This is a genomic window from Streptomyces sp. ITFR-6, assembly GCF_031844725.1.
In the GTDB taxonomy this organism is placed as follows: domain Bacteria; phylum Actinomycetota; class Actinomycetes; order Streptomycetales; family Streptomycetaceae; genus Streptomyces.
Genome location: NZ_CP134612.1, coordinates 7,631,468 through 7,649,198, shown reverse-complemented (window position 1 = coordinate 7,649,198; position 17,731 = coordinate 7,631,468). Strand labels below are relative to the sequence as shown.

The following is a 17,731-nucleotide window of genomic DNA, read 5'->3' as shown; positions in this document are numbered from 1 at the left end:
TCGAAGACGCCTGGATCCGCGCCGGTCAACGCGCCACCGCACGTTTTGGAGGGACAAACCGATGAAGTGGAATCTGCGGATGGTCGCCGCTCAGCGCGACATCTGGAAAGCCTCAGAGCTCCAACGCCTGCTTGCTGACGCTGGATTGGCGATCTCGGCGGGAAAAATGTCCCATCTGTGGTCCGGACGGCCGCTGACCGTCCGCCTCGGCGACCTCGACATCATCTGCGACGTGCTGAACTGCACGCCGGCCGACCTCCTCATCCCAGAGAAAAGCACCGGTCGGCGGGAAGCCACGACAGCGGAGACGGAGAAGCAGGTCGTCGGCGGCACCCCGATCACCCACCAGCATCGACAAGGTCGTTCGGGGCCGCCGCTGTGAGCACGCCCGTCCGGCGATCACGGCCCTGGGCCACCCGCAGCTGCCGGGATTGCATGGGCTAGGGCCGACTCGACCGCTCCCGCTGCAAGGCATGTTGGGGCTTCATCGCGAAAGCGACCGACCGCCACTGCGACGTCTGCCGACGCGAGGTCGCCGCGTTGGACGGGATCTGCCGCCTCTGCCGCCGCCAGGCCGGCCTGATCGCCGGCCCCGGCAACAAGACGCGCGTTGACCTGACGGTCGCCGCCCGCACCGGACACCAGCTGTTCATCATCGGCACCCTGCGGTCTCGCGGCGGACCGCCACCGCGACCGGTCTCGTCAGGGCCATCGGAGGTGCGGCTGCACCGTGTTCCGCCGCACTGGACCGAGCTCACACTCTTCGAGATACCCCGCGACCTGCGCGGCGTCAGCAGCAAAGCACCACTTCTGGACCCGCAGCTGTCCGCGTTCTTGAGCACCCGGGCCGCCCGGATCGCGGAACTGCGCGGCTGGCCGCCCCGCACCCTCGGATCAGTGGGACGCGGCATCCGGATCCTCTGCCCGGTCCACCGGCCGGGTGAGCGGATCCGGGCCTCGGCCATCGCCCAGCTCACCCACACCGCAGTGCCGGCCAGCCATGTCTGGAAGTGTTCGAAGACCTGGAGATCTTCCTCGATGACCGGCCAGACGCCCTCGACGCCTGGTGCACAGAACACCTCGCATTCCTCGCCCCGGACATTCGGGCAGAGCTGGACACCTGGGTCAAGATCCTTCGGCACGGGACTCCTCGCCGAGGCCCCCGAGCCCAGGCCACGATCGGTACCTATCTGAGGAACATCCTGCCGTTCCTGACCGAGTACGCTGCAAAATACACAACGCTGCGTCAGGTCACGCGGGACGACATCACCAATTGGCTTGCCCACCGCCCCTATCGCGCCCGCGATGCCAGTGCCCTGCGGTCGCTGTTCCGCACGCTCAAGGCCGAGCGACTGGTCTTCGCCAACCCGATGCGCGGCGTCAACGGCGGCAAGCCAGCAACCACGATCCCCACATCGCTCACCACGGACGAGGTGGAGTTCGTCGCCCAGGCCGCCCGGCAGGACCCGGCTCTTCGCGTGGTCGTCGCCCTGGCTGGCATCCATGCGCTGCCCGCCCGCCGGATCCGCTCGATGCTGCTGGAAGAGGCGGACCTGCCCGGACGCCGTCTCGACCCCGAGGGCCTGGACCGCCCTCTGGACGACTACACCGCCGAGGCGATCACCGACTACCTCGCCCACCGTCACCGCCGCTGGCCGAACAGCACCAACCCGCACCTGCTGATCAGCAGGAACACGGCCACCACCACAGCGGCGGTGGGCACATTCTGGATGGACCGGCTGGTCAAGGAACTGCCAGTGGGCGTCGACCGGCTGCGGCAGGACCGCATCCTCGAAGAAGCCCTGGCCAATGGTGCCGACCCCCTGCACCTCGCGCACGTCTTCTCTCTCGGCACCAGGACCAGCCTTCGCTACACGTCCGCCGTCGCTACCTCGGCCGCTGAGCAGGGACCGCCCACCCCCTGAACCGCAGTGCCCATATGGGCCAAGCTCCGGTCAGCACCCGTGGGTTCGCCCCGAGCACCCTTCAGAATTCGTGAACCCACGGGGGATCGGATTCACCCCCTTCTACTGCGAACCGGGGCTTCGCGGAGCACATGAGAAGGGAGGGGTTGAGGGTCAAGTGGGGTACTTCCGGCGGAATTACCCCACCCCGGTGCCCCGGGTGGAGTCCCTGGAGGAACTCAACGCGCACATCGCGGCCTGCGAGGCGAAGGAGAACGAACGGCGGATCGGGTCTCGGATCCGCACCATCGCTCAGGACTTCGACCGCGAGGTCCCGCACTTACTGCCGCTGCCGGCGGATCCGTTCGAGACCGCGCTCACGCTGATGCCCAGGGTCGACCGTTACAGCATGATCACAGTGAAGATGTGCCGGTACTCCGTCCCGGTCCGGCTCATCGACCGTAAGGTCACCGTCCACCTCACCGGCGACGCGCTGATCGTCTTCGACAACCGGCGTGAAGTGGCCAGCCACCCCCGCCTCATCGGCCGCGGTCCGGAACACCTCGTCCTGGACCACTATCGCGAAGCGCTTCTGCTCAAGCCCGGCGCTCTGGGCCGTTCCCAGGCCCTGCACCAGGCCCGCTCCGAGGGCACGTTCACCCCCGAGCATGAGGCGTTCTGGGCCCTGGCCAAGCGTCAACTCGGCGACAGCGACGGGACGAAAGCACTGGTCAGGATCCTGCTACTGCACCGGCACCAGCCGCATGCCGATGTCCTGACCGGTCTTCGCGCCGCTCTGTCGATCAACAGCTGCAACGACGACATCGTCGCGCTGGAAGCCCGCAAAGCTGCCCAGGCCGCCGGCCGGGCCCCGACCGTGACCGCCGCCCCGATCCATGTCCTGCCCGAACCGGCGGATCTCGGCCTGCTGTCCCCGTACTGTTCTGAGTGCTCCACGAAGTATGGAGGAATGTGCACCAGTCTCAGTAGCTGTTGTCGTTCCGATCGTGCGGGGTGGGCGTCGAACGGGAGTCTCGATCGGGTGACCGTGGCCGGCTGCGGGCATGAAGGCAGGGCCTCTTGGTAGCTCGGGGTTGCGAAGCCAACCGAGATCCAGGAGACCCTGTTGCCGCAGTTGTACGTGCTCGCGCCGGTGGAGTTCAACTCGGCTGCTCTGTCGTGTGATTGTGTCGCTCACCGGTTCGGGAATGCGGCCGACCATCCGGAGCGTGTTCGGCGGTATCCCTCGGACATGACGGACGCGGAGTGGGCCGTGGTCCGGCCGCTGCTGCCGGTGCCGGGCTGGCTGCGAGGTCGGGGCGGGCAGCCGGAGGCGTACTGCCACCGGGCGATGCTGGACGCGATCCGCTATCTGGTCGACAACGGGATCAAGTGGCGGGCCATGCCGGCCGACTTCCCGCCGTGGGACCGGGTCTATGCGTTCTTCCGCCGCTGGCGCGACCACGCGCTGGTCAGAGAGTTCCACGACCGGCTGCGCGGCCGGGTCCGCGAGGAGTCGGGGCGAGATGCGGAACCGACGGCCGGCGTGATCGACTCGCAGTCCGTCAAGGCGGACGCCGTCGTCGGCGCCGACAGCCGCGGCTTCGACGGCGGCAAGCTGATCAACGGCCGCAAACGGCACGTGGTGGTCGACACCCTCGGCCTGCTGCTGGGCGTGATGGTCACCGCGGCGGACATCGGCGACCGCGCCGCCGCGAAGGTGCTGCTTGAGCGGGTGACCGACGCTCACCACCGGCTGGAACTCGTCTGGGCCGACGGCGGCTACACCGGCAGCCTCGTCAAGCACTGCCTGGCCGCGCTCGCGCTGGTCCTGGCGATCGTCAAGCGGAGCGACGACATGCGCGGCTTCGTGGTGCTGCCCAAGCGGTGGATCGTCGAGCGGCTCTTCGCCCACCTGATGCGAAGCCGCCGTCTGGTGCGTGACTTCGAACGATCCATTAGCAGCGCCGAGGCGATGATCTACTGGTCGATGACCATGATCATGACCCGCCGCCTGGCCCGCTCACGCTCCGCGCGAGGGTGAACCGGCCCGGTGCCGACTCGGCCAGCCAGCCCCGCGCGACCAGGCGTTTCGCCTTCGACCGCAGCCCCTCCACCTTGGCAGGCACCACGTCCAGGCCGAACGCAGTGGCCATCTCCTGACAGGTCAGCGGCCCTTGACCGAGACGGCCCCGATCCTCGATCGCGGCCAGGATGCGCTGGTAGTCCACCGACAGTGCCGTCCCGGCCAGCCCCTCGCGCCACATCGGAACCTGCGACCTCGCCTTCACCACCAGAGGTGCAGACGCCTCCACCTCGGTTCCCGTCACAACACCCTCCGGCACGTCAATGGCGCCCACGCCGGCTGAGTCACCGCCCGGCGCGGACAGCACCGCACCGACACGCTCGCGGGCGATCGTCCACTCCGACCACTCCTGCTCGGCCACCGCGAGCTCGGCCTGGATGCGGTCCGCTTCCTCACGCAGCCCGTCCACACGACGACGAGCGGCAAGCTCGTGCTGTTCCAGCAGTCCGACAACCGACGGCATCCACGGCCTCCACGAGAGCGACGAAACGACACCCCATCACTCCCACACCGACGCCGCCCCTACCCCTGACCAGCGAAAACACAGTCGTCAGACTCGGAAAGACAACAGCGTCTCAGAGGGGCGGTCGTGCTCAGACCAGAGTGGAGATGCAGAACGGGTGGCCTGCGGGATCCAGCAAGACCCGCCACCGGTCGGGGTCCGGCTGGAATTCGGGCTTGACGGCCCCCAGAGCGAGCAGGCGAGCCTGAGCGGCGTCCAAAATCGTCGACGCCTAGTTCTATATGGGCCTGCTTCTCCTGGGAGGGGTCCGGCCAGGTGGGGCGGCGGTAGTCGGTTAGCCGGTTGAATCCCAGTCCTGCAGCTCCCTCTTGGCCGAGCAGAATGAAATGCTCGGTGGAGAGGACCACAGGCAGGCCGAGGGCCTTTCCGTAGAAGTGGGCCAGCTCGGCGGGGTCAGGGCAGTCGAAGGTGACAGCCGAGTAGCGGAACGTGGATGCCGACGTGTCTTCATGGCTCATGGGCGGGACGGTATTAGGGATCTAGGACAGGCTGGGTCCTACTTGTGATGTGGGCGGCACGTTCGCTCACCTACTGCAATTGGCCTTCTGGCTGCTCAGGCCACGTCGGTGTCCCGCTCGATGGCCTGGAGCCGGTTCTTGAGCCGGTAGCTGTTGCCGTTGATGGGAACGACCTCGCAGTGGTGCAGGAGGCGGTCGAGGATGGCGGTGGCGAGGACTTCGTCGCCGAAGACCTGACCCCACTCGCTGAAGGTCTTGTTCGAGGTCAGGATGACCGAGCCCTTCTCGTAGCGCTTGGAGATCACCTGGAAGACAAGGTTGGCCTCGGCGCGTTCGAGGGGCTGGTAGCCGACCTCATCGACCACCAGGACGCTGGGCCGCAGGTAGGTGCCGAGCTTGTTGACCAGCCGCCCGGCGGCCTCGGCGGTCTTGAGGCTGCGGACCATGTCGTCGAGGGTCGTGAAGTAGATCGAGTAACCGGCCCGGCAGGCCGCGACCGCGAGAGCGACGGCGATATGCGTCTTGCCGACTCCGGGCGGCCCGAGCAGAGCCACGTTGGCCCTGGCCTCGACGAACGAGAGGGTCGCGAGGTCCTTGACCTTCCGCGGGTCGAGGTCGGGCTGGAAGGCGAAGTCGTACTCATCGAGCGTCTTGTGGTGCGGCAGCTTCGAGGTCCGCAGCCCTTGGCGGAACCGGCGGTCGTCGCGGACCGCGAGTTCCTCGGAGAGGACCAGGTCGAGGAAGTCGAGGTAGCCCATCTTCGCCTCGTCGGCCCGGCGGGTGAACTCGTTGATGGTCTCCGCGAGATGGGGCAGGCCGAGCTTGCCGGCCGTGGTGCGGATACGGGTGCCGGTCAGCTCGCTCAAGAGGGTTCCTTCGTCGTGCGGGTGGTGGTGAAGGGGCGGGTTCCGGTCAGCTCGTCATAGACCGAGAGCGGGCGGCGGCCGACTTCGACGCTGGCGGCAGCGGCCCGGTTCAGCAGGGCCTGCAGCGAGCCGGCTTCGGGCCCGGGAAGCTGGTCACGCCGGGGCGGGAATGAGTTGTCGCCGGTGGTGACGCGGCGTCCGGTGCCGGCGGGCAGGCCCTCCCAGTGCCTCTCGTCCACGATCCTCGCGCCGCGGCCCACCGCCCGCGGATGGGTGGCCAGCAGGGAGTCCCCGCCGGCGCCGGGGGTGGTGGAATACAGGGTGATCTGCGACTTCGTCCCCCGGATCTCGACCAGTTGACGCGGACGGACCTTGCGGGCGGGCACCGAGTAGAGGTTCGCGTCGAAGGCGACCAGGCAGTCCTTGCCGACGTGCCGCAGATGCCGCTGGGTGACCACATACGGAGTGGGCGGCAGCGGTCGCAGGGCCATCTGATCCCGCACGGCCCGGTGGCCGATGATCTCGCCGTGGGTGCCGTGCACCTTCGCCCGCCGCAGCGGCACCCAGGCCGCGAAGGCGGCGTTCATCTCCTCGATCGAGGAGAATGCCCGCCCGGCGAGCACATGGTCACGGACGATCAGGACCTGGCGCTCGACCCGGCCCTTGCCCTGGGGCCGGTAGGCGGCCAGGACGTCGATGTCGAAGTCGTAATGCCCGGAGAACGCGACCGCTTCCGGATGCAGCGGGACCGCCTCGCCCGGAGCGACATGGCGACGCACGACCGTCTTGGTGCGGTCGTAGACGATCGTCATCGGTACCCCGCCGAAGTGCGCGAAAGCGGCCCGGTGGCAGTCGAAGAAGCTCGCCAGGTCCTGGCTGGTGGTGAAGCAGCAGAACGGGTCGCGCGAGTACGACAGCGTCATGTGGAACGAGTAGACCTTGGGGATCCCGACATGGGCGAGGACCTTGCCCTCGTCGCCCCAGTTGCACTGGGCCTGGGCGCCCGGGATCACCTCGAACCGGCGGTGCAGACCGGCCAGTTCACCCGGGCTGATGCCGAGCTCCTCGGCGATCCGGGGCCGGGCCTCCTGAAGGTAGATCTTCACCCGCTGGTAGTTGATGGTGACCTGGTACTCCGAGGCCAGACGCTCGTGGATCACGGATGCCTTGAGCAGGATCTCCGACCTGAGCATCGCGTCGATGAGCGGAGCGACCTGGTCGACCGCCCGCCGATGCTGCCGCCCTTCGGCCGCCCGCTTCGGCGGCGCGACCGGCGCCTCACCCGACAGGTACTTCGTGACCGTACGACGGTTGAGCCCGGTCTCCTTTGCGATCTCCCGCAGACTCATCGCGCCGGACTCGTACAGCCCGCGAAACCGCCTCAACTCCAGCCAACGATGCGGGTCCAAGACCACATCAGCCGCCCCTCTGCCACCCCGAAACCGACGACAAAAGACTCGCGGCATCCACCCCGTCACCGCATCAGCTTTGGTGCACTCTCATTCGTACGAGGTGGTGCACGTTCACTTGTACGCCGACACCTGCCACAGATCAGCGACCTCACCTCACGCCGTCCTGCCCAGGCGCTGCCCGAGGACGACCGTCCCTTGCCCCGGCTGGAGCAGTGGGACGAACTGCTCAGCCTCCGCCGGAAGGAATCGTCATGACCACGGCCCATCACACCCTGACCGCGCAGGCCACCGACGTGGCCATCGATACCTCTTGCCGACTGCTGCGGCTGCCGACCATGCGGGCCCAGGCCGCCGAGATCATCGGCCGGGCCGAACGCGAGGGCATGTCCTATGCGGCCTTCCTCGCCGAGCTGCTGATGGCCGAGTGCGAGGACCGCGACCGCCGCCGGTCCGAGCGCCGGATTCGTGCCGCGAAGTTCCCGCGGGAGAAGTACCTGCGCGATTTCGACTACACCGCCAACCCCAACATCGATCCCGCCGTGGTCAACAACCTCGCCACCTGCGACTGGGTCAAGAACGGATACCCGCTCTGTTTGATCGGCGACTCCGGCACCGGCAAGTCGCATCTGTTGATCGCGCTCGGCACGGCCGCCGCGATGGCCGGCTACCGCGTCCGCTACATCACCGCTGCCGCCCTGGTCAACGAGCTCGTCGAGGCCGCCGACGACAAGCAGCTCGGCAAGACCATCGCCCGCTACGGACGCGTCGATCTCCTCTGCATCGACGAACTGGGCTACCTCGAACTCGACCGACGTGGAGCCGAGATGCTCTTCCAGGTTCTGACCGAGCGAGAGGAGAAGAACAGCATCGCCGCGGCCTCCAACGCGGCATTCACCGGCGGGAGTTCGACCTTCACCGATCCCCGGCTCTGCACCGCCATCGTCGATCGTCTCACCTTCAACGCGACGATCATCGAGACCGGAACCCAGTCCTACCGGCTCGCCCATTCCAAGGCCAAACAGGGCATGAACGGCGAACAGCCCGCCTGACTCCACCCTGCTCGAGCAGTGAAGTGGTCCCGAATCAAGCCGCCTCCCGGAGCCACTTTAAGACGCCCGATCTTCACCAACCCGCCACGAAGTGGGGCCAGTTGGAGTCGCCCTGGTGGGGCCAAAAGAAGACGCCCTAGCCAGACCGGCGGTGTCCCGGACGTCTTGGCAGCCTCGGCGCGTTCCCGCAGGAGGTCCATGATGCGGGTCTGCAGCTGCGGATGGAGGTGAGCTTCGGGTTCCTCGATCAGCAGGAGAGGGGCGAAGGCACTGTTGCGTAGCAGGAGCAGTTCGGCCGCCATGAACAGGGCGTTGTTATAGCCCAGGCCGTGCCTGGTCCACTCCCCCGTTCCCGCGAAGAGGGTCAGCTCCAGCCGCTCCAGTGCACGGGCGAGGGTGGCGTCGCGGGCGACTCCGATCTCGCCGCGCAGGACGTCGGAGCCGATGGAGAACTTCTGCAGGTAGCCGGTGTTGATGTCGTTCCGGGCCGCGGCCACCGCATCGTTGTCGCTGATGTGGTGTTCCGCGCGGCGTAGGATTCCGACCAGCGTGCTGGCGCTGTCGCTCTCCTCGTCGAAGTCGTCCTCACCTTGTGCGCGCATGGCCGGGTAGCCGGCGAGGATCTGCGACAGCCTCGATCCCCGGCCGGAGCGCAGTTCGGCCTCGGCGTCCCGCAACGGGCGCAGGTAGGTGGCCTTCAGCAGTTCACGCGCGGCACCGTCCAGAGCGAGTCCCTGCCCGTCGCGTCCGGTACGAGTGGTTACCGAGACCCTGTGGGGAGGCAGCGGCTCCATCAGCTCCGCTTTGACGGTGACATAGAGGGCGGCGTTGCCCTCGTCGTCGGTGGTGAGCAGTTCCAGGAAGACCCCTTGTTCTTCCGTCGTCAGATCCTTGAAACCGCAGGTGATCTTGCAGGTGCCTGCTCGGCCGCCCGGTCCGACGTGGAAGTCGTCACGCGTGATCCGGTAGAAGTCAGCCGCCGTCGTCAGCAGGCACAGGCGGATCGCATCGATGATGGCCGTCTTGCCGCTGTCGTTCTCGCCGACGAGGACGTTCGTGGCGGGACCGAACTCCAGACAAAGGCTGGCGTCCGGGTCGCCGTCCTTCTGCGGCAACGAACCGAAGATCCGGAAATTCTCCGCGTACAGACAAGCCAAGTACAACGACGCCCCCGAGAGCCTGAGGCCTATGCCCTCGACGACACAGGCGGCTGCAACCGCATCAAGTGCCCCACCCGCACGCGGCTTTGACGCATCATACGATCACTCCCGGCACTTGCACCTCAGGAACGAAATACCTCCCCACTGCTGGAAATGGGCACGCCGAATCGCCTGGGCAGCCTCCAGGGTCAGGGCACTTCAGTCAGGTCACCCTGCCGCGGCCGAAAGGGGATCGAAGGGGAGCGCCCGCAGTCGGCACGACAACAGGCCGCCCACGCACGGCAGTACAGCAATGCCTGGGCGCCTCGACGGGTTCCTGTACACCACACGTGCGAGCCTCTGGACGGACCGCGAGACGGCGAGGACAGGCCGCGACCCAGCACCGCCTGACAAAATCACGATTCTCGGATTTTCACCTCGAACCATCAGGGGCAGATTTACTGGATTCTTCCTGGGCGATGTGATTGACGAGTTCCCCCGGTTCCACATCGAGTCCTGCCGCGATGTCCAGGAGCGTAAGAACGCTGGGGCTACGCTGCCCGTGCTCGATATAGATGAGACCGCGGAAACTGAGACCGCTGCGTTCTGCGAGTTCTTCCAAGCTGTATCCCCGCTCCTCTCGAGGCGACGGATTTGCATACCCAGGGACAGGAGCCGCGGGTCCGGTGACGGTTCACGTGCTGGCACACCGCGACTCGACCGTCACACCTTTGCGTGCACCATGAACAGCTGTGCATAACTACTGGTTGTAGTGGACAGCATCGCCCCTGGCGGCCAGCAGCGAGGCCGCCGCACACGTCGCCAAGCCAGAGCGAAAGGGTCAGCGGCGGGTCCAGTATTCAGACGCTGTTGTCTTTCCGAGTCTGACGACTGTGTTTTCGCTGGTCAGGGGTAGGGGCGGCGTCGGTGTGGGAGTGATGGGGTGTCGTTTCGTCGCTCTCGTGGAGGCCGTGGATGCCGTCGGTTGTCGGACTGCTGGAACAGCACGAGCTTGCCGCTCGTCGTCGTGTGGACGGGCTGCGTGAGGAAGCGGACCGCATCCAGGCCGAGCTCGCGGTGGCCGAGCAGGAGTGGTCGGAGTGGACGATCGCCCGCGAGCGTGTCGGTGCGGTGCTGTCCGCGCCGGGCGGTGACTCAGCCGGCGTGGGCGCCATTGACGTGCCGGAGGGTGTTGTGACGGGAACCGAGGTGGAGGCGTCTGCACCTCTGGTGGTGAAGGCGAGGTCGCAGGTTCCGATGTGGCGCGAGGGGCTGGCCGGGACGGCACTGTCGGTGGACTACCAGCGCATCCTGGCCGCGATCGAGGATCGGGGCCGTCTCGGTCAAGGGCCGCTGACCTGTCAGGAGATGGCCACTGCGTTCGGCCTGGACGTGGTGCCTGCCAAGGTGGAGGGGCTGCGGTCGAAGGCGAAACGCCTGGTCGCGCGGGGCTGGCTGGCCGAGTCGGCACCGGGCCGGTTCACCCTCGCGCGGAGCGTGAGCGGGCCAGGCGGCGGGTCATGATCATGGTCATCGACCAGTAGATCATCGCCTCGGCGCTGCTAATGGATCGTTCGAAGTCACGCACCAGACGGCGGCTTCGCATCAGGTGGGCGAAGAGCCGCTCGACGATCCACCGCTTGGGCAGCACCACGAAGCCGCGCATGTCGTCGCTCCGCTTGACGATCGCCAGGACCAGCGCGAGCGCGGCCAGGCAGTGCTTGACGAGGCTGCCGGTGTAGCCGCCGTCGGCCCAGACGAGTTCCAGCCGGTGGTGAGCGTCGGTCACCCGCTCAAGCAGCACCTTCGCGGCGGCGCGGTCGCCGATGTCCGCCGCGGTGACCATCACGCCCAGCAGCAGGCCGAGGGTGTCGACCACCACGTGCCGTTTGCGGCCGTTGATCAGCTTGCCGCCGTCGAAGCCGCGGCTGTCGGCGCCGACGACGGCGTCCGCCTTGACGGACTGCGAGTCGATCACGCCGGCCGTCGGTTCCGCATCTCGCCCCGACTCCTCGCGGACCCGGCCGCGCAGCCGGTCGTGGAACTCTCTGACCAGCGCGTGGTCGCGCCAGCGGCGGAAGAACGCATAGACCCGGTCCCACGGCGGGAAGTCGGCCGGCATGGCCCGCCACTTGATCCCGTTGTCGACCAGATAGCGGATCGCGTCCAGCATCGCCCGGTGGCAGTACGCCTCCGGCTGCCCGCCCCGACCTCGCAGCCAGCCCGGCACCGGCAGCAGCGGCCGGACCACGGCCCACTCCGCGTCCGTCATGTCCGAGGGATACCGCCGAACACGCTCCGGATGGTCGGCCGCATTCCCGAACCGGTGAGCGACACAATCACACGACAGAGCAGCCGAGTTGAACTCCACCGGCGCGAGCACGTACAACTGCGGCAACAGGGTCTCCTGGATCTCGGTTGGCTTCGCAACCCCGAGCTACCAAGAGGCCCTGCCTTCATGCCCGCAGCCGGCCACGGTCACCCGATCGAGACTCCCGTTCGACGCCCACCCCGCACGATCGGAACGACAACAGCTACTCAGCTCAGTTTCTTGGGCAGGGCACATGAGCAAGCCGATCGAGCCGTTCGACCGCTGGCATAAGAGGTATCCGAAACCAGATCGCGGTGACACACCGTGCCGATGCGGGAGGCCACTTGAGCCGCTGTATCCGTCTGCGGACCACGGCCGCGGCCATCGCTGGCAGGCCCGGTACACCGACTGCTCAGGAAATGAGAAACGGCTGGCCTTTGCCACCTGGCAGGAAGCCCGCGAGCACATCGACAAGACGCTCATGGAATCCCAAAGGCAAGCGTCACGAGACAACAGTCCGGGCAGCCTGCAGGTTGAATACTTCGCAGCCGAGATGATGAACAGGAGGCGCAAGCGGAAGAAGAACGCCATTACCTGCGACACCTACGAAAGTCATCTCCGCAGCCACATCCTGCCGTTCGCCGGCCACCGCCCGGCAGGCAGCCTGCGCCGCCGAGTTCGGCGCGATCGTCGTCGACGCCGGCGGCGGCAGCGCCCGCATCTTCCACGAGGCCGTCACCGAGGCGAACCTCCTGCTCGTCCCGGTCGCCCCCACCAAGATCGAGCGCCGCAAGCTCGTGGCCACCTTCGACGAGGCCGAGCGCGCCGCCGCCCGCAACGAGCACGGCGTCACCGCCCACGTCGTGATGGTCAAGGCCGACGACCGCACCAGCCTGCCCCGCAACGCCAAGGACTAGCTCCTCAATCCCGACCAGGGTGAAGGCATCGGCCCGGAGCGCGACGAGCCGTTCCCGCTCGCCGAGACCACCATCCACTCCTGGGTGCACTACATGGAGGCCTTCGGCGAGATCCCCACCGAACTGAGCGAGTACGCCAAGCTGATGAAGGAGCTGACCGCGGCATGACCGAACGAATGAGGCCCCCGGCCCGCCGCACGGGTGGTCGTACCTTGGGCGGAGCCAAGAAAACGGCCCCGCCGCCTCCTCCCCCGGCCGCCGAGCTCACCCCCGAGCAGTTCGCCGCTGAACAGGCCGCCGCCCAGGGCGAAGGTCGGCCCGCTGCCGACGAGCCGCGAGTTCAGCCCGCTCCATCCATCGCTCCCGTCGAAGCATCGGCGGGAGCGGCGCAGCTCGAAGTCGTCCACAGCCAGCACCCGCGGGGTCGAGCCCAGCGGATCAGGCACCTTCATCAGGCAGTTGAGCAGGCTGGCCCAGCTGAGCGTCTGGTGCAGGTGGAGCAGCAGCCGGGATCCGGCCTTCCCCGCCAGCGCCACCGAGACCGCGGTCACCATCACCTGCAGAGCGGGAGAACGCCGCTGGTAGCGCACCGTCAGCCCGTCTACCTGCTCGGCGAACGTCACCTTCGGGCAGTTGGCGTTTTCGCAGTACAGCCGGCGGACCGTCAAGTCGATCCGCACCGGTCGGCCGCCGACCGCCTCGTCAGCGATGTGCCGCTGGTAGCGGCTGTGCAGCCAGTCGGAGCTCTGCCCGCATCCCGTGCAGGCGGCCGGGCCGTCGCGGGTACGCGCCGTGATGACCACTACGCCGTAGACGGCCACCACTAACTCGTCGACAACTGCCTTCAGTTGGGGCAGCAGAAGGATCAAGACCTCGTCGGACACGACCCAGCACCCCGCCACAGGGCCTCCGCGTCACGTGCAATCAGAACGGCAGCGATCACCGGCTACGAAAATCTTGTATGAGCCGCGAGTCGCACCCAACCTGGAACACAGGAGGGGGCTGCGGCGTTCAAGAGACATGGGAAGTACTGTGCTTGTGGTGACGGTCGGCCTTGCTGCCGGCGTTTGTCTGACTCTGGTGGATCGCGCTCTGCTGTGGGCAGAGCGCCGGGGGTGGATCTACTACCGTAAGACGCGGGGGCGTGGTTCCGCGCTGGTAGAGGGGATCTCCCCTGCCGCACAGGCGATGAAGCAGGCGATGGAGCAGGAGAGGTTCCGTAAGAACGTCCGGATTGGCGAGGGCACGCCACTCGATGTGAACCTAGACCAGGGCGTCGCATGGATCCATCGCTCAGAGAGCGGTCAGCAAGAATCTGCCAACTCTGATGGGGACATTTGAACCCCCCCACCCCCTGCTCGGGGTGACTCCAGAGTTGCTCGGCTTGATTCCCCAGGCCGTTGCGCGCTGAGCTCCGACTGGGCGCCACGAGGAAGGGGCCGCCCGATAGCCAGCCAGCACCAAGGCCGTGGTGGCCAGTCCAGGATGCACGCAGCGCATCGCGTGAGCGACGCCGAAGGTGCCCTTGACCTGCGGGCGAGTACTTGGCGTACAGAAAGCCCCTGTGAGAATGATCTTGGCCTTCCCGAGCGCCTAGCGCGTATCTCCGGTCTCCGCCGCGGCGTCCTGTGGCTGGCGCCACTGTGCGCGAATACCGTTGTCGGCTTGTTCTGCGTCTCCCAGTTGGGTTCCGGTCCGGGATCCTTCGTTGGCACCTTGGTCACCTGGAGCCCAGCGGCCCGACCGCGGGGTGCACGCTCGTCGACCAGGCGAGCCACAGACTGCCTGGCAGGCCCACTGGATCCCTCCCACTCGATGTGCCGGGCCTGCTCCGCACGGCGGGGCTCCCGGTACACCGCCACCACGCGGGCCCGCTCCTCCGCAGTCGGCCACAACCGCAGCGCTCCGTCCAGGCGCCGGGCGAGCAACCCGGAGGGGTGCAGGACCCTTGCCGGGGCATCCTCCAGGTCCAGCCAGGCGATCACTTCATCCGCGGTCCAGCCCGCATCGGCGACATGTCGGACGACCACCGCGATCCGCGGCCGGGCAGCCTTCCCGACCACGGCACCCGGCAGATCAGCTCTCCAGCCAGCTGGAACCGCCGTCCAATCTTGTTCAAGTCCCGGCGACCGCCGGCCTTTCCCTTGGACTTCTTCGAGATGGGGGGCTTGCTTGCTCCGCTGGCGAGCTTGCTCTCAGGGGGAGAGAAGTACCACCCGCAGAAGAACCACCAGTAGACCCCCCGTTGGGGTGCAACGAGGCCCATCCGAACCAGCTATCACAGACGCCCCAGAGAACCCCTTCCGGGCACCCTTCGCCCCGGCCTTCGAGGACGTCGCCGACCACGGCCGCCACCCCTTCCGGGACGTCTTTACCCCCAGATGCGCCTCAACTCCGGCCCCGCTTCCACGATCTCGGTGACGGCACACGCGTATGCGCGGGCGCGGCCTCATCCCGTAGTACGTGCGGATCCTGAGCGCGGCATCAAACTCCGGCGGAAGTATCCGCACGTGCACCGAGGCCTGCGCCGGCCCTCCGCGCACCCGCGTATCTGGCGCCTCCCACGCCAGCAGCCCGCTCTCCGCGCAGTATCTGCAGGTGATACTCCACCGCTCACTCCGACAGAGCCGTCCGCCGTTCCGGAACCTGTGCCATATCCCGGCTCACATTGTCGAAGCCACCGGCACTCAACCACCAAGACGTACACCTTCCGCTACGCGGGCAGCGACCAGTTCGCGGCAGAGATAGTTAGGCGGACCCATCAACGTGAGGGCACGTGCGTCCTGGGACAGGCGGTTCAGGGCATGGTCGCGGGAGAAGGCGGCGCTACCGGCCAGCCCTTGTGCCGTCCGGCAGATCGCCTCGGCCGTCTCAGAACCAAACACCTTAGCCGTCAACGCAGGCCCCGTGCGGTCTCCCCGCGCCTCGGTCGCAGACTGCACCACGCCCCGGACCGCGGCCAGTTGTGAGCCCAACTCAAAGATGTGGTGCCGATGCAGCGGGCTGTCCAAAAGCTTGCGCCGACGTCCTACCTCCACCGCGATGTCGTGGGCTTCTTCAGCGATGCCTAGCGCGACGGCCCCGAGGGTCAGGCCGAGAGTGTGTGGGTAGCCGATGGCCTCAGGGGTCTCGCGGGAGTGCGTCAGCACGTCTCCTGCCTCAGCCATGTACCCGCTTAGCCGAATCAGCCCGGTCGCAGAGCGACGCATCCCTGACAGATCCAAGACCCCTTCAACCACAAAGCCTGGCCGTGAGCTGTCGACCACGAAAATTCCCTGGTTGGACCGACCGTAACTGCCCTGTGCCCCCTCATCTTCACCAGTGCGAGCCAGGACCAGATACAAGTCGGCCACACCCGCGCCGGTGGTGAAGGTCTTGGCTCCATCGAGTTCCCAGCCCCCCTCTGCCCGCCGGGTCGCGCTGGTCGAGATCTTCTGCTTGGCAGCGTCGGTGCCCGGCTCGCTCCACGAGGAGGCGAGGATCCGGCCATCACGAGCGACTGCTGTCAAGAGCCGCTTCCGTTGCTCATCGGACCCGTAGGAAATGATTCGGCTGATGGCTGCGTAGTGCAGGAACACGATGATCCCTACCGATGCGTCGGCTCGCGCCAATGCGGTAATCACTGCGTTCGCGTCGCGCCAGTTCGCACCGAGGCCGCCATATTCGGTCGGAATCGGCAGTCGGAGGACGGCAGCGGTGCGTAGCGTGGCCAGAAGCCGGTCACTTGGGCGCCCGCTGTTGTCATCACGAACCTCCGCCCGTAGTGCCGCCAGGACCTCGGGGAGCCCCAGGAGACCCGGCGTAATGGGGAGTGTGGTGGGCCAGTCCATAGATTTTCTCCGTCTTCACTCGCTATCCGGTGCAGAAATGCCCTAATACGGGCGTAGCGCAGTCCACGAATTAGCATATAACCGCCTCCACCCCGCGGAGCAAGGAGTATCACGCATCAGCCACGTGGCCGGATTGCGCTGAACGAAACAACCCCAGCCGCACCGAGGACTGGACGCCGTAGACCCGAGCAGGCGAACACTACAGTTGTGCCCCACTCTAAGACTTCCCTTACGCTTCTCATCGACGCCTATACTGCATCTTTCCGGGCAAGATCGACTTCCGGGATATGGCGGAGTGATGCGAAACACGGTTGAGTCGATGCATCACACAAGTTAAGATCATCCGTACCATCGGCCCTTTCCAGGAAAACGGGGGAAACAGGTGACCGAGCGAGAGATTATTGAAATTCTTCTAGTTTGCGAAGACCAATTGGAATGTGCCGGCTTGGTTGCCCTCCTCAGTAAGGATCGGGGAATTTCAATTGTCGGAGATACCCCCTCTGTAGCGGTGGCGCAGAGATTGACCTCCTCTCTCAAACCAGACGTGATCCTGTGCAGTGAGCGAGCACTTTCACATCAGACGATCGAGCTTGCCGAAAAAATTACAGAGAGATCCGAGGAAGCCAGGCCCGTCCATTTCATCGTCCTGCTATCGTCACTGGACGATCAGGGCATCGAACTGCTGCGCATCGACCGGTGCATCGTGCTCGATCGGCGCATGAGCTCGGCCGAGCTCATCGCCGCCATCCGCATAACAGCCGCCGGTTACCTACCTGTACGCAGCGATCTGGCCGGTAACTTGGCGCGAGCGTCGGTTAGTCTCAAAGGGGCCAGCGCGGCAGCAGGGGAAAGGGTGCGAAATCTGACGAACCGCGAGCGTCGAGTGTTCGAGCTCATGATCCAGGGACTCTCCAACCCGGAAATTGCAGCCGACCTCAAAGTCGCCGAGTCAACCGTCAAATCGCACGTGCAGGGCATCCTCAACAAGCTCGACCTGCGCGATCGCATCCAGGCAGTCATCTACGCCTACGAAGCAGGGCTCGTAGGTGTTCGTTCCAACTGAAGGCGCATGTCTCGCCCACTCCTCGCTGAGCGCAAACCTGCCGCGAATGATCTGCCGCCGGCAGCAGCCGGGCGAATGACTTTCCTGCCATCGGCCAGCCGTTCTCAATGATTTGACCAGATGGGTCTTCCAGCCGCGGGGCGGGATCCGATGGAGTTCCCCCCGACGTCGGC

Annotated in this window: 17 protein-coding genes and 1 pseudogene; 8 read left to right on the top strand and 10 right to left on the bottom strand. The window is 66.6% G+C overall.

Translation table 11 applies throughout. From position 1 onward, the window contains the following. The first annotated feature begins 61 nt into the window (after window positions 1-61). From RLT59_RS34670 to RLT59_RS34655, 4 genes are all read left to right on the top strand, one after another. Complete coding sequence (locus RLT59_RS34670; RefSeq protein ID WP_311307054.1) at window positions 62-382, top strand: helix-turn-helix domain-containing protein; 321 nt, start codon at window positions 62-64, stop codon at window positions 380-382. A gap of 628 nt (window positions 383-1,010) precedes the next feature. Next, complete coding sequence (locus RLT59_RS34665; RefSeq protein WP_311307053.1) at window positions 1,011-1,925, top strand: site-specific integrase; 915 nt, start codon at window positions 1,011-1,013, stop codon at window positions 1,923-1,925. 190 nt (window positions 1,926-2,115) lie between these two features. After that, entirely contained in the window at window positions 2,116-2,991 is an 876-nt protein-coding gene (locus RLT59_RS34660) for a Mu transposase domain-containing protein (protein ID WP_311307052.1), read from the top strand. Window positions 2,992-3,156: 165 nt separating this feature from the next. Further along, complete coding sequence (locus RLT59_RS34655; RefSeq protein WP_311304303.1) at window positions 3,157-3,948, top strand: IS5 family transposase; 792 nt, start codon at window positions 3,157-3,159, stop codon at window positions 3,946-3,948. Here the strand turns inward: RLT59_RS34655 and RLT59_RS34650 are convergent. The 4 genes and pseudogenes from RLT59_RS34650 to istA all read right to left on the bottom strand — a co-directional run bounded on the left by RLT59_RS34650 (window position 3,905) and on the right by istA (window position 7,252). Next, the gene (locus tag RLT59_RS34650) at window positions 3,905-4,453 is read right to left on the bottom strand and encodes a hypothetical protein (RefSeq protein WP_311304304.1); all 549 of its coding nucleotides are present in this window, start codon (window positions 4,451-4,453) and stop codon (window positions 3,905-3,907) included. The genes RLT59_RS34655 and RLT59_RS34650 overlap by 44 nt on opposite strands. A gap of 130 nt (window positions 4,454-4,583) precedes the next feature. Then, window positions 4,584-4,971, bottom strand: a pseudogene (locus RLT59_RS34645) (VOC family protein). A gap of 95 nt (window positions 4,972-5,066) precedes the next feature. Then, window positions 5,067-5,837 carry an IS21-like element helper ATPase IstB gene (gene istB, locus RLT59_RS34640; RefSeq protein ID WP_311307051.1) on the bottom strand — a complete coding sequence of 257 codons (771 nt, stop codon included), beginning with the start codon at window positions 5,835-5,837 and terminating at the stop codon, window positions 5,067-5,069. After that, on the bottom strand, window positions 5,834-7,252 hold the full coding sequence (gene istA, locus RLT59_RS34635) for an IS21 family transposase (protein WP_311307050.1): 1,419 nt from the start codon (window positions 7,250-7,252) through the stop codon (window positions 5,834-5,836). Before istA ends, istB (RLT59_RS34640) begins: the two co-directional genes overlap by 4 nt. Before the next feature lie 248 nt (window positions 7,253-7,500). Here istA and istB (RLT59_RS34630) point away from each other — a divergent pair, with 248 nt between their 5' ends. Next, window positions 7,501-8,298 carry an IS21-like element helper ATPase IstB gene (gene istB, locus RLT59_RS34630; RefSeq protein ID WP_311307049.1) on the top strand — a complete coding sequence of 266 codons (798 nt, stop codon included), beginning with the start codon at window positions 7,501-7,503 and terminating at the stop codon, window positions 8,296-8,298. On the opposite strand, the gene RLT59_RS34625 is transcribed toward istB (RLT59_RS34630), so the two are convergent. Both RLT59_RS34625 and RLT59_RS39505 read right to left on the bottom strand, forming a co-directional pair. Continuing rightward, window positions 8,241-9,455, bottom strand: coding sequence for an ATP-dependent nuclease (locus RLT59_RS34625; RefSeq protein ID WP_311307048.1), 1,215 nt, complete (start codon window positions 9,453-9,455; stop codon window positions 8,241-8,243). The genes istB (RLT59_RS34630) and RLT59_RS34625 overlap by 58 nt on opposite strands. Window positions 9,456-9,870: 415 nt before the next feature. Beyond that, window positions 9,871-10,059 (bottom strand): helix-turn-helix domain-containing protein, encoded by a 189-nt coding sequence (locus tag RLT59_RS39505; protein WP_399126601.1) that lies wholly within the window; start codon window positions 10,057-10,059, stop codon window positions 9,871-9,873. A 353-nt stretch (window positions 10,060-10,412) separates the two neighbouring features. Here RLT59_RS39505 and RLT59_RS34620 point away from each other — a divergent pair, with 353 nt between their 5' ends. Beyond that, window positions 10,413-10,961: a hypothetical protein gene (locus RLT59_RS34620; protein WP_311304304.1), complete on the top strand. Its 549-nt coding sequence runs from the start codon at window positions 10,413-10,415 to the stop codon at window positions 10,959-10,961. Here RLT59_RS34620 and RLT59_RS34615 read toward each other — a convergent pair. The 3 genes from RLT59_RS34615 to RLT59_RS34605 all read right to left on the bottom strand — a co-directional run bounded on the left by RLT59_RS34615 (window position 10,918) and on the right by RLT59_RS34605 (window position 13,549). Continuing rightward, entirely contained in the window at window positions 10,918-11,709 is a 792-nt protein-coding gene (locus RLT59_RS34615; protein ID WP_311304303.1) for an IS5 family transposase, read from the bottom strand. The two genes, RLT59_RS34620 and RLT59_RS34615, sit on opposite strands and share 44 nt — an antisense overlap. A 541-nt stretch (window positions 11,710-12,250) precedes the next feature. Next, window positions 12,251-12,541: a hypothetical protein gene (locus RLT59_RS34610; RefSeq protein ID WP_311307047.1), complete on the bottom strand. Its 291-nt coding sequence runs from the start codon at window positions 12,539-12,541 to the stop codon at window positions 12,251-12,253. 213 nt (window positions 12,542-12,754) lie between these two features. After that, entirely contained in the window at window positions 12,755-13,549 is a 795-nt protein-coding gene (locus tag RLT59_RS34605) for a transposase family protein (RefSeq protein ID WP_311307046.1), read from the bottom strand. Between the two features lie 157 nt (window positions 13,550-13,706). Between RLT59_RS34605 and RLT59_RS34600 the strand changes: the two genes are divergently transcribed. Beyond that, a complete protein-coding gene (locus RLT59_RS34600; RefSeq protein WP_311307045.1) occupies window positions 13,707-14,006 on the top strand; it encodes a hypothetical protein in 300 nt (99 codons plus the stop codon). Between the two features lie 1,346 nt (window positions 14,007-15,352). On the opposite strand, the gene RLT59_RS34595 is transcribed toward RLT59_RS34600, so the two are convergent. Beyond that, entirely contained in the window at window positions 15,353-16,495 is a 1,143-nt protein-coding gene (locus tag RLT59_RS34595) for an acyl-CoA dehydrogenase family protein (RefSeq protein ID WP_311307044.1), read from the bottom strand. Between the two features lie 382 nt (window positions 16,496-16,877). Between RLT59_RS34595 and RLT59_RS34590 the strand changes: the two genes are divergently transcribed. Continuing rightward, on the top strand, window positions 16,878-17,558 hold the full coding sequence (locus tag RLT59_RS34590; protein ID WP_311307043.1) for a LuxR C-terminal-related transcriptional regulator: 681 nt from the start codon (window positions 16,878-16,880) through the stop codon (window positions 17,556-17,558). Window positions 17,559-17,731: the final 173 nt, after the last annotated feature.

What these genes read in the sequence shown, in the direction of transcription:
- RLT59_RS34670 (WP_311307054.1), top strand. Translation starts at nt 62, where the DNA reads ATGAAGTGGAATCTGCGGATGGTCGCCGCTCAGCGCGACATCTGGAAA.
- RLT59_RS34655 (WP_311304303.1), top strand. Translation starts at nt 3,157, where the DNA reads ATGACGGACGCGGAGTGGGCCGTGGTCCGGCCGCTGCTGCCGGTGCCG.
- RLT59_RS34650 (WP_311304304.1), bottom strand. Translation starts at nt 4,453, where the DNA reads ATGCCGTCGGTTGTCGGACTGCTGGAACAGCACGAGCTTGCCGCTCGT.
- istB (WP_311307049.1), top strand. Translation starts at nt 7,501, where the DNA reads ATGACCACGGCCCATCACACCCTGACCGCGCAGGCCACCGACGTGGCC.
- RLT59_RS34620 (WP_311304304.1), top strand. Translation starts at nt 10,413, where the DNA reads ATGCCGTCGGTTGTCGGACTGCTGGAACAGCACGAGCTTGCCGCTCGT.
- RLT59_RS34615 (WP_311304303.1), bottom strand. Translation starts at nt 11,709, where the DNA reads ATGACGGACGCGGAGTGGGCCGTGGTCCGGCCGCTGCTGCCGGTGCCG.
- RLT59_RS34595 (WP_311307044.1), bottom strand. Translation starts at nt 16,495, where the DNA reads ATGGACTGGCCCACCACACTCCCCATTACGCCGGGTCTCCTGGGGCTC.